A 14,177-nucleotide genomic window follows, 5' to 3' on the forward strand; every position below is an offset into this window, starting at 1 on the left:
TTCTAGTGTTGGTTGGGCCAGGTCAGCTCCAGTCCCGGCAGACGTATTTGATTTCGGTGAAGGCCTCCAGTCCGTAGCGGGCACCTTCGCGGCCAAGGCCGGATTGTTTCACGCCTCCAAAGGGGATCGGATAGCCGGTCACTTTTGTGCGATTGACGGCAACCATGCCGTATTGAAGCGCGCGGCTTGCACGGTAGATGCGGCGCGGGTCCTGCGTGTGGAGATAGGCGATAAGGCCGTATTCGGTGTCGTTTGCCCGTGCGATGGCGTCCTCCTCCTTATCGAAGGCTGCCAGGGCTGCCACCGGACCAAATGTTTCTTCCCGGAAAATCGATGCATCAGCGGGAACATCCCCCAGAACGGTCGGCTGAAAAAACAATGGGCCGGCCGTGTGACGGTGGCCACCGGTGAGGAGGCGCGCACCTCGTGCGAGTGCATCTCGAACGTGGTCCTCCTGCTTGGCAACCGCCCGCTCATGCATCAGCGGTCCGATATCAGGATCTTCAAGCCCAGGTCCGACTGACAAGGCTTCAACACGGTTGGTGAAGGCTTCGCAAAACGCCTGGTAGACCGGTCTTTCAACCAGAATGCGATTTGCCGCGAGGCAATCCTGACCGGATGTTGCGAATTTTGCGGCGATTGCCTGATCGACGGCATGGTCAAGATCAGCATCTGCAAACACGAGGAAGGGGGCGTGACCGCCGAGTTCCAGCACAAGTCGTTTTACAGTCTGAGCACCCTGCGAATAAAGAAGCCGTCCTATACCCGTCGATCCGGTGAAGGAAACCGCCCTGACGCGCGGGTCTGACATCCACGGTTTCACGATGTCTTCCGCGTTCCCGGGAAGCACGTTGAAAACACCTGCCGGAAGCCCTGCCTGGTCAGCAAGTTCAGCTAGGGCGAGTGCGGAATACGGCGTTTCCTGCGAAGGGTGCACGACAACGGTACAGCCGGCAGCGAGTGCGGCAGCTGCTTTTCGCGTGATCATCGCGCATGGAAAGTTCCACGGCGTGATCAATGCGGCAACGCCAACAGGTTCCCGCCAGACTTCCATCTCTGCGTCAGGCAAGTGGGAAGTGATGCTCTCGATATTCGGCCGTTTGGCCTCTTCGGCGTAAAACGATACGAAGGAGGCTGCATAATCGATCTCGCCGCGGGATTCCGAAAGTGGTTTTCCTTGCTCACGCGTCATCAGACGAGCGAGATCTTCCCGGTTTTCCAAGATCAAGTCGTGCCAGGCCGACAGAAAGGATGCTCTTTCCTGAGGCAGCAAGGTGGACCAATTCGAGAAGGCGTCATTGGCGGCATCGATAGCTTTGGCCGATTGTGCGCTGGAAAGAGATGTCACTTCCCCGAGAAGACTTCCATCCGCCGGATCGGTTACCTGAAACACGGCACCATCACGTGCCGCTGCCCAACGTCCACCGACATAGGCGAAGTGCTTTACCAGGTGATGGTTGTCGATCAGGTGAAAAAGCGAGCTTTCAAGGGATGTCTCGGCAAGGATTCGGGACTGCATGGCGTTGCTCTCCAAAGTGGTGAGCAGAGCCTAGAATGGCGCCCGGGAACGAAACGCCTTTTCTTGACAAGCTTGGCAGCTGTTTCGTTCTTATTCGGGGTTGTCAGCAGTTGTATCTGTTCCAAGCCTCCCGGCCAGCAACATATCGAGTGCTGGTGCAGCGCTCTGTTTCACCGGTTTTGTCACCACGTAAGTGAAGTAGCGAACGACGCCAAGGCCGCGGTCCAGCAGGGCATCCATGAACCGCTGATAGCTGTCGATGTCGCGCGTGACGGTCTGCATCAGATAGTCGAGCCCGCCACCGATCGCCCAGCAGGCAACGACTTCATCGCAATTGCGGATTGCCCGCTCAAAGGCCTGAAAATATTCGGCGCGGTGATGTTCCAGTTCGAGCGTCACGAAAACGGTGACATGAGGCGCAATATTCTTGAGCGAGAAACGCGCGCCATATCCCTCGATTATTCCAGCAGCCTCAAGCCTCTCAAGGCGCTTCCAGCACGGGCTCGGGCTAAGATTTATACGCTTTGCGAGATCCGCTTTGGAAATGCGTCCTTCCTCGGCAAGTACCTTCAGGATTTCCAGGTCTCGATTGTCCAGTTTCAGCATCAATGTCTCTTGCCGGTTCAGGAAACGAGCATCGTGCCCGCATTTGCCTTCTTGACCTTGCCAAGAGACAGCGTGGCAATGGCCGTATCCTGAACGCCGGTGCCGGTCAAATCGCAGACGGTGATATCGTCATCACCAGTCCTGCCTTGCGCCATGCCTGAAACAATCTCACCGAGTTCACGTACACGGCTCACATTCGGCAAGGTGCGGTTCTCAAGGGCGGAACGCAGCTCTCCGAGTTTTTCGCATTGGCTTATCCGATCGCAGACCAGGACATCGGCCTTAGCCAGGATCTCCGGAGCAAGTTCATTCTTGTCCTCCTGATCAGATCCCATTGCAGTGATATGCAAGCCGGGATGCAGACAATCCGCACCCAGGATAGCCTCCTTCGCAGGGGTCGTGGTGACGACAAGTTGGCTGTCGGCGACCAGTTGCTGCCGATCCTCGGTTGCGACCACGTCTATCCCGAGCGCTGCAGACATATCCTTGGCTAGGGCTCTGGCCTTGTCACGGTCTCGTCCCCAGACCAGCGCCCTTTCTGCAGGCCGTACCTTTGCCGCCGCAATCAGCTGCAACCTGGCCTGAACGCCGGTTCCCAAAATGCCGATCGTTGAAACGACTGCAGGCGCAAGGTGGCGTGCCGCAACCGCTCCGGCTGCAGCCGTGCGGATGTCGGTCAGATAACCATTGTCCAGATAGACAGCCTGAACCAGACCGGTTTGCGCCGAAAAAAGCACCATCAACCCGTTGAGACTTGAAAGCCCGAGAGCAGGGTTGTTGAAAAAGCCGGGAGATACCTTGATCGCGAAACCGTCGAGACCTGGCACGTAGGCGGTTTTCACATCAACTTCCGCATTCACCTCCGGCAGGGCCATAGACAGCACGGGAGGCATAACGACTGTTCCGGTTGCCAGCTTTGCAAATGCTTTTTCAATGCAGTCGATGACTTCAAGATCAAGATGAACAGCCCGGCGCAGATCGGCCTCGTTCACCAGCCTGATTTCATGCGCCATAGCGTTTTCCCTCCAACAGATAGTCCCCAAGCATAACGTCCTGACCGGTCACGACTTTTGTGAATTGAACCATGTCGACATTTCGACCCGTAATAATCGTTGCGACCGGACCTTTCGGCGCGGTCAGCTTTCCGGCCAGGATTGCTGCAATGCCAACCACGCAAGCGCCTTCCGCGACATGACTATCCTCGTAATAAAGAGCCTGCATGGCCCGGTAGATTTCGTCTTCAGTTACCAGAATGATCTCGTCCAGAAGATCCCGGCACATTGCGAACGAAAGCCGGTTGTCGAGGCCTATGCCACCTCCAAGCGAATCCGCGAGGCTTGCCACCTCTGGCACTTCCACTGGCCGGCCGGCGTCGATCGATGTTTTCATCGCCGCGCCTCTGTCCATGGTCAGTCCGACAACCCGGACCTGTGGATTGATGGATTTAGCCGCAAGCGCGACACCCGCGGCAAGCCCGCCTCCTGACAGGGGGACCAGAAGCGTGTCGAGGTTTGGAACATCTTCCAGAATCTCAAGCCCGATGGTGCCTTGGCCTGCAATCACGTATGGATCGTCGAACGGTGAGATTTCAAAGACGCCTGTTGCCTGACCCAGCTTACGGCACTCGGCAAGGGCATCGTCCTGGCAGTTGCCGACGATCCGAGTTTCAGCCCCAAGGGCTCTGATGCCATCCAGCTTGGTCTGCGGAACCAGGGATGACATGCAGATCACGGCGTTCAATCCAAGTTCCCGTGCCGCATAGGCAACACCGCGACCATGATTTCCGGTCGAACAGCATGTGAGCGTCGTGGTGCCTTCGGGCGCATTGCGGGCCGCATTCGTTGCACCGCGCAACTTGAACGCGCCTGTTGGCTGCATCGTCTCCATCTTCAGGAAAAATGGCTGTCCGGTTTGTTCTGTCAAGAATCGCGAGGGCAGGAGGGGTGTCCTGACCACTCGCCCGGCGATGGCTCTTCGCGCTTCGAAAATATCCGTAAGCGTCAGTTGCATGGACTGTTTCCGGTATCGCTCGTGGTCATCATGAAGATCCTGCAAGGGGGAACATTCTCATTTGTGTACAAATGACCCAAAAAGTGCAAGCGATGATATTCGGATGTGTTTATTTTCTTGATTTCTGAAATGGCTGAGTTCTTATTTGTGTACAAATAAACGACGAGGCCCAATCATGCCAGGTCACGACCTTCCTTTCAGCAGTGCCGAGTATCAACGCCGTCTCGATCTTGTCCGTACCGACATGTCCAAACGGGGAATAGATGTCCTGTTTCTCGAGGACCCTTCCAATATGGCCTGGACCACAGGCTATGACGGTTGGTCTTTCTATGTGCATCAGGGGGTCGTTGTCTTTCTGGACGAAGAACCGATCTGGTGGGGACGCAGGCAGGATGCCAATGGTGCCCGTCGAACCGTCTGGATGGACGACGCACGCGTCGCTTCCTACGCCGATCATTTCATTCAGTCGTCTGAACGCCACCCCATGCAGGACCTTGCCAGGCTGCTGGAATTGAGGGGATACGCAAACAAGAAGATTGGCGTTGAACTTGAGAACTACTACTTCTCGGCCAAGGCGTTCCTGACGTTGCAAAGTGAGTTACCGAACGCTGAATTCATCGACGCCACAAGCATGGTCAACTGGTTGAGGGCGGTCAAATCCGACGAAGAACTCGTGTTCATGCGCAAGGCAGCCAGGATTTCCGAGAAAATCATGGACGGCGTCTTGGAGCGTGTTGTGCCGGGTATGCGCAAGGCCGACCTTGTTGCAGAGATCTACGCCGACGCCATCCGAGGATTGGACGACGCCTGGGGGGACTACCCGGCTATCGTGCCGCTGCTTCCCAGTGGCGCGGATGCGTCCGCTCCTCACCTGACGTGGGACGGACGTTTCATGCAGGTAGGGGAGGCGACATTTTTCGAACTCTCCGGCTGTTTCCGCCGCTATCATGCCCCGTTATGCCGCACCGTTTTTCTTGGCAAGCCGGAACAGTACCTGCTTGATGCCGAGAAGGCGTTGGTCGAGGGCCTCGAAGCCGGCCTGGACACCGCAAGGGCCGGCAATACCGCGGGTGACATCGCACGTGCTTTGGCGAAGCCTCTTGAGGCCGCGGGGATCGAGCGTGGCGCGCGGGCAGGGTACCCGATCGGCATTTCCTATCCACCTGATTGGGGCGAACGCACAATTTCCATTCGCGAAGAAGACAACACCGTTCTGAAGCCCGGCATGACCTTTCACTTCATGCCGGGGCTTTGGATGGATGGGTGGGGACTGGAAATCACCGAGAGCATCCTCATCAAGGAAAACGGACCTGCAGAATGCCTGTGCAACAGGCCGCGCAGATTGTTCGTGAAGTCATGAGGTGCAGATGCGCTCGGACTTGTTGACCCGGACGATTTCCATACTGGATCGCCTGATCGGTTTTCCGACGGTTTCGGCAGACAGCAATCTTGAATTGATCAGCTTTGCCGCGACCCTGCTTCGTGAAGCTGGTGCTCAAGTGACGGTTTCCAAGGATGCGACCGGCAAGAAAGCCAACCTGTTCGCAACAATTGGCCCAAATGTCTCCGGCGGAATTGTCTTGTCAGGGCACACGGACGTCGTCCCGGCAGATCCCGTAGAGTGGGCCTGCAACCCGTATCAGATGCGCGAAGAAGGTGGCTTGTTGTACGGGCGAGGCAGTTGCGACATGAAAGGCTATATCGCTGCGGTCCTCGCGAAATCGCAGGACTATGCGCTACTCGACCTGAAACGGCCGCTGCATGTCGCCTTGACCTATGATGAGGAAGTCGGCTGCTTTGGCGCCAGGCATCTGGTTGAGGAACTGAAGCGCAGTGATATTCGTCCCTCCGTAGCGATTATCGGTGAGCCGACGGAAATGCGGGTCATTGAGGGGCACAAGGGGTGTTACGAATATACGACAGCGTTCCACGGCACCGATGGGCATGCCTCCGAACCGGACAAGGGGGTCAACGCTATCCACGTCGCCGCCGCTTTCATCACCAGGATGATGGAACTGGCAGAAACCATGAAGGACAAGTCAGGTCCGGACAGCGAGCGCTACTCACCGCCGTGGACGACACTTCAGGTTGGCCGGATAGACGGCGGCTCTGCACGCAATGTCATTGCTCGGCATTGCGCGGTGGAGTGGGAAATGCGCCCGGTTCGGATGCAGGACGCACTTCAGATAAAGTCTGCCCTGGAAGCCTATTGCCAAGACGTGCTGTTGCCTCAAATGACGTCCGTTTATCCCGACGCTGAGATTGTCACCGAAATTATTGGAGAAGTCGCCGGACTGGCCGTGATGCCGGAAAACGAAGCAAGGGACATCGTTACATCGCTCACTGGCGCGAACCTGTGTGATGTCGTTTCATTTGGCACCGAGGCCGGGTTGTTTCAGGCCCTGGGGCTTTCTGTTGTGGTTTGTGGCCCGGGCTCCATCGCACAGGCGCACAAGCCTGATGAATATCTGGCCGTTGACCAGCTCGATAAATGTCTCGACATGCTCACGGGACTGGAAAGGACCTTGTTACAGGCCTCATGACCGATCAGGACATAACAGCGACGGCCGACGTTGCAGAACTGTTGAACCAGGCTGCAAGCGCTCAGGAACGGTTTCAGATCATGTATTCCGTTCTGAGAGATCGGATCTGCATGCTTGTCTATCCGCCCGGAACGCAACTGAGTGAAGAGGCGTTGGCATCCGAATTCGGTGTCAGTCGCTCGCCATTGCGCAAGGCGCTGCAGATACTCGAAGCAGACGGGTTGTTGTTGTCGCAGCAAGGCGTAGGCACACTGGTGACTGAAGTGGATCTGGAAGAATTGGCGCAGGTCTATGAACTCAGGCTTGAGCTGAATGAATTGACCGGCAGGTTGGCCACGCGGTCTCTCGATTCTGAACTGGAAGCCACATTCAACAGTCTCAAAATTCGGGCGGAGCGATTGAGCTCAACGCCGGATCGTGCGGTTTTTGCCCGACTCAATATCGATTTCTTTCAGGCCTTTTTGCAGCTCACACTGAACATGCCGCTGCGCGAAGTTTCTGAAAAGCTGTTCTACAAGACCTGTCGCATCTGGCTGACTTTGATAGATGAGAAGGACCTGCCAACAGAGGTTGCCATCTTCTGCGGCGAAATCGCGGAAATTTCGAATGCTGTGCGACTTGGAGACTTCCAGGCCGCGGCCTTGATTAGGCGAGCACATCTCTCCATGGGGTTCAACCGACTGAAAACCGCTACACGACAAAGCACCGATCGGAAGGCTGGTTAGCCAAGGGCATCTTGGAATTTCTGGGGTTGGTTGAACGAACAAGACCGCCCCCGGAAGCGATTGTGGTGGGATACAATCAGTTGCTTCCGGGAGCGGCCCGGGCTTTCAAAGAAGATGAACGAACTTCTTTGAACGGGTAATCCTTTCAATAGCCTCAAACAAAAGTGGCGTTTTCACCTCAAATATGCTCGGTGTACCTAGTTATTCCTAAAAAATTCAGTGTCTCTTTGCCATTTTCGTCAGTTTTCTGACTGTAGAAGTCGTGATCTTGCAATCGGATTCTACGTTTCTCTGAACGTATTTTCCTTTTTCGAGAGAATATTCGAGAAATACACTAAGTTCGTTTGCATGAGCGACAAGCACTCTGTGACCGGAAACCACTGTGTCAGTTACTTCCAGATCCTGACCCCAGGCCCAGCCACCATAAGAAGTGCCACCGTTCGACCTGAGGACGATTTCGAAAAAATTGCCCCCGTCGCTTTCAGGCATTTTGAAAACGAGATCCAGATTGTCTTCGTCGTCTTTCGTCGGCTCTCCCGCACCAAGCCAGACAGAACTGATATTTGCGGAGATCAAATCGCCAAGAGGATAAAATGGGGAACCTTCGTACCAAAGAAATTCCGTAATAACGGACCCTATGTCATTAGCCCTCTCAAATGGTCGTACATTGTCTCCGTACCCTGCATAGGTCCTCCTGAAGGAGATCTTACCAGACATGAATGGTTTCCTTACTATCTGATAATACGTAGTTTTTGCTATTGGCCGCGAAGTGTGATCACTCTTCGTCCCTTCGGCAAAGCTACATTCCCAATAGCGCCGTCACACAGGCGTGACTCCGTCACGGCAGTGGTGTTCTTCTGTGGGGGGAACTGTGTTAGAAAAAATTACCAGGGGGCAGCGTGATGAATAAAAGTAGTTCAGCCACTAATATTCGACTACTTGGCGTTCCGTCAGTGTATTACTCGCGGAATACCCCGTTTCCTGCCAAGGGATACGCGTTGCTTGCAGTATTGTTGCTTGTTCCTGGCAACGAGCTTGCGCGTCAAAAGGCGGCTGCCCTGCTTTGGGAGGATGTCGCCCAAACCAGGGCCATGGCAAACCTCAGGCAATTGCTTGTGAGGGTTCAAAGCAAGCAGCCCGAAGCCGGACCGCTCATTGAAACAACCCAGACCAGAATCAGTCTTGGTCCCGGGGCGCAAAGTTCCGACCTGGCCGCTTTTCTCCAGTCCTGCAAGGCAACCGATCTTGAAGGCATGATGGCCGGGATAGAGCAGTTCACCGGCGAACTGCTCGATGGCATGGAGTTCGAAGGTGAACAGCTGAACCTTTGGCTGCTGACCGAGCGCGCGAGCCTGAGGGAGAAACTGTTTAACAGAGCAGCAGCAGCCCTTGAGGAAACGACACGCTTTGGAGCGGATCGTGGCGGCAACATCGGCAAGATCGCTGATCGGCTTCTGGCTTTCGAACCTGACAGCCCCGAATGCTATCGTATCATTTCAAAAGCTTATGGCAGGTGTGGCGATCAGGATGGTGTCGATCGTATCGACCGGTTGATGAATTCGGTTCTCAATCCTGCCTTGCCTCGTGTGCCTGGTAATACAAGCAGCAAGCCTTCAGGAACAGTCTGGGTCGCACCGACGGGGGTCAAACCGGTTGAGGAGCGTCCGGCACCTCCCAAACCACCGGTTCCGCGCGTTGCCTTTTCGTCGCCCCGCCACATCGATCAACATCCGGATGCGCAGCTTGCCGAGGCATTCGTCGAGGATGTCGCGAACAGTTTCTCCAGGTTCAAGACATTTGTCGTGGTCTCGCCGTTCAGTACGATGCGTGACTTTCGCGGCGGCAATGTAAGCAACTGGGAAAAAATTCGGTCCAACTACTCCGTGCAGAGTTTTCTGCTCCCGGGCAGCCAAAAGATTTCCTTTACCGTTATCGATGACGGCACAGGGGAGATCATCTGGTCTGCGGAGTATTCGATGGAGCCGGAGGACCTTCACTATACCTTCCGGCTTCTTGCAAAAACCGTGGCAGCCAATCTCGCCCAGCAGATCGAGCGACAGATGCTCGACTCCGGCCGATCGATAAATGCCCAGAGCTATCTGCACGTCTTGCGGGGGCAGAACCTCATCAAGACCTGTAATCTGAGCATGATCCGCCGGGCAAGAAAGGAATTCCGGCAAGGCCTCACGTACGACAAGGACCTGTCCATCGCCCGCGCTCGCATAGCGCAGACAATGCAACTGGAATGGTTGCTGCTCGGGGGGACGGATCCGCACCTCCTTCACCGCGCCAAGGCGGAAGCGGACGCAGCCATCGAGATCGATTCGACGGCCGGTATCGGCTACTGGATGGCTGCGGTCATCGCGCTTTATCAACGTGATTACGCGACCTCGGAAGCCAAGTTCCAGGAAGCCGAAACCTTGAGCCCCAACTCTTCGGATCTGCTCATACAGCACGCAGATGCGCTTGCGCATTTCGGCAAGCCCAAGGACGCCTGGAACCGTTTCAAGCACGCGATCGATCTCAATCCACTTGCACCGGACATCTACTGGTGGGCGGGTGCGAGCATCGCCTTCAAGCTGGCCGACTACGCAGAGGCCGTCCGACTGTGCAAGCAGATGGATGACGAGGAACCCGCGTTGCGCATCCTGACGGCAAGCCTCGCTCTAGACGGGCAAATTGAGAGCGCAAGACAATATGCACGGCGTCTCATGGATGTTTATCCGGGGATGACCGCGCAGGAAATCAGTCGCTTCATGCCAGACAAGAACCCAGAGAACAGCAAGATCTTTCTGGAAGGTCTGAAACTCGCCGGCTTCGACTAGGTAAACCCATTTACAGGAGAAAATTATGCCTAATTCGTCATTTTACGTGATCGGAAAACGTGGTCACGGTGTTGTTTTTTTGCGGATGGATCCGCTGCGCGTATCTCGTGTGTCGCACCAGACAATTCTGGCTTACGAAGCGCAAAACGCCGGTGTCGACGGCTATGCACGCATCGCCGCTGCCGCCCGGGTTCTGTTCGCCGAAAGTGACGGCAATCCGGAAACAAGCCTCAGCCAGGTCGAGTCGGAAGGTATCTACCAGGCTATCAAGCAGGGCAGCACGATCTCGGATGTCGATTTTGCATTCCTCACTGATGTCGATGACAGCGATTGGGACCTCAACAGAATGAGCTGGGCACCGATCCAGGATCCGGTTTCCAAGACCGGCTCCGGTTCTGATTCCGGAAATCCCGACACGCTTCAGGATGCCGTGCTTTCGGACGATTGATCCGGAAGGCGCCTGACTGACAAAATCGCACCGCTACAGGAGGTATCCGCTGTGCAATCCGATCCTTTCTCTCCGCAATTCCTGCGCAGCTTCGGCATAACCAGATTGGGTGAGATCACCGGGCTGGACACGATCGGGATACCGGTCTGGTTCGCAACCAGGCCAAATTCCAGGTCTCTTTCCGTTTCCCAGGGAAAGGGTGTGACCAACGATCAGGCGAAGATTTCAGCGATCATGGAAGCCGTGGAATGTGCTGTCGCCGAACAACCGCGACAGCACGTCACGGAGTTCGCGACGATCGAAGACATGGCGCGACAGCAAAGGAGCGTCATTCCGTTCTTTGATCTAGCAAGGGTCAACCCGCATCAGCTCGATCCGACCCGCCAGCGCGCCTGGGTTCCTGGAACGTCCCTGATATCCGGCGAGCAACGCTTCGCGCCCTACGAATTGGTCGGGATGGACATGCGTAGCGACATGCCTTGGGACCGTCATGCCTTCCGTATGACATCCCAGGGGTTGGCGGCGCATTTCTCGATCGACAAGGCCATCGAACACGCCCTGCTCGAACTCGTGGAACATGACGCGTCCAGTGTGGTCGATACTTTCGGTTTGTTCGTCAACAATATCCGGGAGGTCACCGACTACGAGGGCGCGAACGCCGATCTAGACGCCATTCTGGAGAAGGTCTCAAAAGCCGGGCTTGATCTTCACATATACGCCCTTCCAGGACGCGTGAAACTTCCGGTCATTGCCGCTGTCATCTCGCGGCAGGTGAATGGGCCATCCGGAGTCATTTCGCGTGCTCCTGCCGGAATTGCCTGCCGGACGAACGTTGCCGAGGCGATACTCGCAGCCTTGCTTGAAGCGGTGCAGTCGCGTCTGACGGACATCGCCGGTGCGCGCGACGACCTTGCGATGGATCGTTTTCAGCAGTCCAAGGATGGCGTAGCCAGGAACCAGCCACCAATCATTCCTCTTGCCAAACTTGAGGCTGAGTTCCGCCCTGCAAGGCAGTCGTCCATGGGGTGGCAGGATGTCCTGAAGCTGATGCGGGCGGCCGGCATTGAGGATGCCTACATGTTTCCGCTCAAATCGCCGGTCCCGGACGTTCACGTGGTGAGGACGATCGTTACAGGCCTTGACGCGCATTCCGGCAGCTTCTCCGAAATGTCCATAAACTCGATACTGCTGACGACGGAAGTGCTGAGCACTGCATGTTGAAACCCGTCGTTTTTGCAGGACCGAGCGTTCACGGCTTGGCCGGCGATCTTTTTGACGACCTGGACGTTTTCCCACCTGCGGCACGCGGAGACATTCTGCGAGCCGTGGGGCAGGGGCGCCGTGTGATCGGATTGATTGATGGTTTCTTCAATTCCACACCTTCTGTCTGGCACAAGGAAATCCTGTTCGCCCTACAGGAGGGGTGCCGGGTATACGGCGCGGCCAGCATGGGCGCATTACGGGCTGCAGAGTGTTTCCCATTCGGGATGGTTGGTGTCGGGGCAATTTTTGCAGACTATCAAGCGGGAAGGCGTCAATCGGATGCGGATGTTGCTGTTTCGCACGCTCCGGCAGAACTGGGCTATTGCCCGCTGACACTGGCGCTGGTGGATGCGGAGGCGACGCTGTCTGCAGCTTTGAAAGGCGGGTTCATAGCCGAAAGCGCACATGATGCATTACTGAAAGCTGCAACCGGTCTGCATTTTTCCACGCGAACCTGGGTGCGCGTGCTGAGCGAAACAGGACTTTCCGAAGCTGAAAGCGCTCACTTTCTGAAGTGCCTGCCCGAGTTCGAGCAGAGCTTGAAACGGCAAGACGCTCAAAAGCTCCTGACCAATCTGAAAGAGAACATCGAGATTGAGACGCATGATGGTCAGGACAGTTGGAAAATACAGAACACCCTTTTTCTCAAGTCACTTGAAAAAGAAATTCTCGGCAGGTGACAGCTAATGAAAATGGAGATTGTGAAAGCCAGGACCACATGGTCAATCGTGCCGGATTGTGGCGGTCTGATTGAAACGATAGCGATCTCACTACCTCAAAAGGTTTTTGATCCCGGCAATCCTCACGCCGAAAAGATACTTGCCGCGATCGGAAATCTGCTCAAGGCCATGCCTTCGAGTGTTTCAATCCTGGCATTTGCGGATGCTTTTAACGGGGCGGCTGCAAGAAGCTGGATCGAAACACAGACCGAGTGTCGCTATGACATTGTCCTGGCAGGCGCTAGGCCGCTTGAAAGTGCAGATATCTGGGCACAGGATTCCATCCTGGTACAAATGCGAGGCAACGACCTGCGGATTGCCGCTCCAGCATGCGACTGGCCCAGGGGCATCTTGCCGAGGTTACTGGCCGAACACCTCTCTGTCGCCTGCCACGATCTCCCACTCTTTTTGCCGGGTGGAGACCAGATCGTTGGTGAGGGCTTTCGTCTCATCGGTCACACAAGCCGGCTGAGATCAGCCTCAAACAAGTATGGCGGTGACAGCACTTTGCTTGCCGCAGATCGGCGTATCGGTGAACTCGATAACAGACCTGTCTGCTATTGGGGATACCGAAGACAAGACTTGTTCGAAAAGCCCGCCGTCGATGCTCAAGAAAGCAGGGCCGGCAAGAACACTGCAGATTCTAACCGTCAGGGAGACCTGGACTGGCAAACAGCGAATGATCTGCTCGGGGACCTTCCATTTTCTCATTTGCGGCCGGATCTGGTTACGAGCATTGAGCGGTGCGAAAGCCATGTTGACAGATATGTCTCTCCAACAGGTTTGCGCCACAACGGCAAGCACTTGTTATTGCTGGCAGACCCGGTGGCCGTGGCCCCAGAAGCCATCAGCAAGGCAAAGCGGGAAAAGAGACTTCTCGATGCGTCGGAACATTGGTTGAGGGACCAGGGTTTCGAAATCATCCGCAATCCAGTTCCCTGTGGGGTCGACGTAAAGAACGCAGTCAGACCGCGACTCTACAACAACGTTCTTCTGGAAAATGCGGTACGAGAGGGAAATGGCAAACCAATCATGTGGTTGCCATGCTTCGGCGAAGACAGCAGGTTCACGGAATTCGATGCGGAGAACGCCAGGATCTGGAAGGATCTCGGCTTCGATCCCAAGCTGGTCTTCGGCTGGGAAAGCCTTGCCCATGCAAATGGCGCACTGCGCTGTGCCAGCAAGGTAATCAGACGGCAAGCAACTTGATCGAACGGAACTATATGTAAACCGACACGGACAGGTGCGTCTTCAGCATCAGGCTAGTTTTTTCAGAAGAAGAGGTTGGCTGGGGAACCTGGATTCGAACCAGGACTAACGGAGTCAGAGTCCGTGGGTCTACCGTTAACCTATTCCCCAACAATGCTCATAAGGCGAGCTGCCAATCGTCGGTACAGGGCGAAATGATTGGTCGCTCTCGATTGGTGTGCCGCATATACATCCATCACATTCACGATTGCAAGACCCGTCGACGACTTTTTTGTGAAATTGCATGCCTGTGGAAAGTCTCGCGAAAGAC

At 55.6% G+C, this 14,177-nt stretch carries 13 protein-coding genes and 1 tRNA gene; 8 read left to right on the plus strand and 6 right to left on the minus strand.

Translation table 11 applies throughout. From position 1 onward, the window contains the following. Nucleotides 1-22: 22 nt before the first annotated feature. The 4 genes from J7447_RS08395 to eutB form a co-directional block, all read right to left on the minus strand. The gene (locus J7447_RS08395) at nt 23-1,519 is read right to left on the minus strand and encodes an NAD-dependent succinate-semialdehyde dehydrogenase (protein WP_209169305.1); all 1,497 of its coding nucleotides are present in this window, start codon (nt 1,517-1,519) and stop codon (nt 23-25) included. Nucleotides 1,520-1,609: 90 nt separating this feature from the next. Then, a complete protein-coding gene (locus J7447_RS08400; RefSeq protein WP_209169306.1) occupies nt 1,610-2,125 on the minus strand; it encodes an Lrp/AsnC family transcriptional regulator in 516 nt (171 codons plus the stop codon). A 17-nt stretch (nt 2,126-2,142) separates the two neighbouring features. Further along, nucleotides 2,143-3,138 carry a cyclodeaminase gene (locus tag J7447_RS08405; RefSeq protein WP_209169307.1) on the minus strand — a complete coding sequence of 332 codons (996 nt, stop codon included), beginning with the start codon at nt 3,136-3,138 and terminating at the stop codon, nt 2,143-2,145. Then, on the minus strand, nt 3,128-4,135 hold the full coding sequence (gene eutB, locus J7447_RS08410; RefSeq protein ID WP_209169308.1) for a hydroxyectoine utilization dehydratase EutB: 1,008 nt from the start codon (nt 4,133-4,135) through the stop codon (nt 3,128-3,130). Before eutB ends, J7447_RS08405 begins: the two co-directional genes overlap by 11 nt. 175 nt (nt 4,136-4,310) lie before the next feature. Here eutB and doeA point away from each other — a divergent pair, with 175 nt between their 5' ends. The 3 genes from doeA to J7447_RS08425 are packed head-to-tail and all read left to right on the plus strand — an operon-like array spanning nt 4,311 to nt 7,403. Continuing rightward, a complete protein-coding gene (doeA, locus tag J7447_RS08415) occupies nt 4,311-5,495 on the plus strand; it encodes an ectoine hydrolase DoeA (RefSeq protein ID WP_209169309.1) in 1,185 nt (394 codons plus the stop codon). 7 nt (nt 5,496-5,502) lie between these two features. Next, on the plus strand, nt 5,503-6,678 hold the full coding sequence (gene argE, locus J7447_RS08420; RefSeq protein WP_022998682.1) for an acetylornithine deacetylase: 1,176 nt from the start codon (nt 5,503-5,505) through the stop codon (nt 6,676-6,678). After that, nucleotides 6,675-7,403 carry a GntR family transcriptional regulator gene (locus J7447_RS08425; RefSeq protein ID WP_022998681.1) on the plus strand — a complete coding sequence of 243 codons (729 nt, stop codon included), beginning with the start codon at nt 6,675-6,677 and terminating at the stop codon, nt 7,401-7,403. Before argE ends, J7447_RS08425 begins: the two co-directional genes overlap by 4 nt. Before the next feature lie 216 nt (nt 7,404-7,619). On the opposite strand, the gene J7447_RS08430 is transcribed toward J7447_RS08425, so the two are convergent. Further along, nucleotides 7,620-8,120, minus strand: a complete 501-nt coding sequence (locus tag J7447_RS08430) for a hypothetical protein (RefSeq protein WP_055654213.1) — start codon at nt 8,118-8,120, stop codon at nt 7,620-7,622. Nucleotides 8,121-8,401: 281 nt separating this feature from the next. Between J7447_RS08430 and J7447_RS08435 the strand changes: the two genes are divergently transcribed. The 5 genes from J7447_RS08435 to J7447_RS08455 are packed head-to-tail and all read left to right on the plus strand — an operon-like array spanning nt 8,402 to nt 13,867. Further along, nucleotides 8,402-10,228 (plus strand): SARP family transcriptional regulator, encoded by a 1,827-nt coding sequence (locus J7447_RS08435; RefSeq protein WP_152506566.1) that lies wholly within the window; start codon nt 8,402-8,404, stop codon nt 10,226-10,228. 25 nt (nt 10,229-10,253) lie between these two features. After that, nucleotides 10,254-10,676, plus strand: a complete 423-nt coding sequence (locus tag J7447_RS08440; RefSeq protein ID WP_031268516.1) for a hypothetical protein — start codon at nt 10,254-10,256, stop codon at nt 10,674-10,676. Between the two features lie 51 nt (nt 10,677-10,727). Then, the gene (locus J7447_RS08445; protein WP_209169310.1) at nt 10,728-11,897 is read left to right on the plus strand and encodes a YcaO-like family protein; all 1,170 of its coding nucleotides are present in this window, start codon (nt 10,728-10,730) and stop codon (nt 11,895-11,897) included. A 35-nt stretch (nt 11,898-11,932) separates the two neighbouring features. Further along, the gene (locus J7447_RS08450; RefSeq protein ID WP_353653751.1) at nt 11,933-12,619 is read left to right on the plus strand and encodes a TfuA-like protein; all 687 of its coding nucleotides are present in this window, start codon (nt 11,933-11,935) and stop codon (nt 12,617-12,619) included. A gap of 6 nt (nt 12,620-12,625) precedes the next feature. Continuing rightward, nucleotides 12,626-13,867, plus strand: coding sequence for a hypothetical protein (locus tag J7447_RS08455; RefSeq protein WP_209169311.1), 1,242 nt, complete (start codon nt 12,626-12,628; stop codon nt 13,865-13,867). A 76-nt stretch (nt 13,868-13,943) separates the two neighbouring features. Here J7447_RS08455 and J7447_RS08460 read toward each other — a convergent pair. Beyond that, nucleotides 13,944-14,017, minus strand: a tRNA-Gln gene (locus J7447_RS08460). Between the last annotated feature and the right edge of the window lie 160 nt (nt 14,018-14,177).

Source organism: Labrenzia sp. R5_0 (assembly GCF_017743835.1).
GTDB lineage: Bacteria > Pseudomonadota > Alphaproteobacteria > Rhizobiales > Stappiaceae > Roseibium > Roseibium algicola.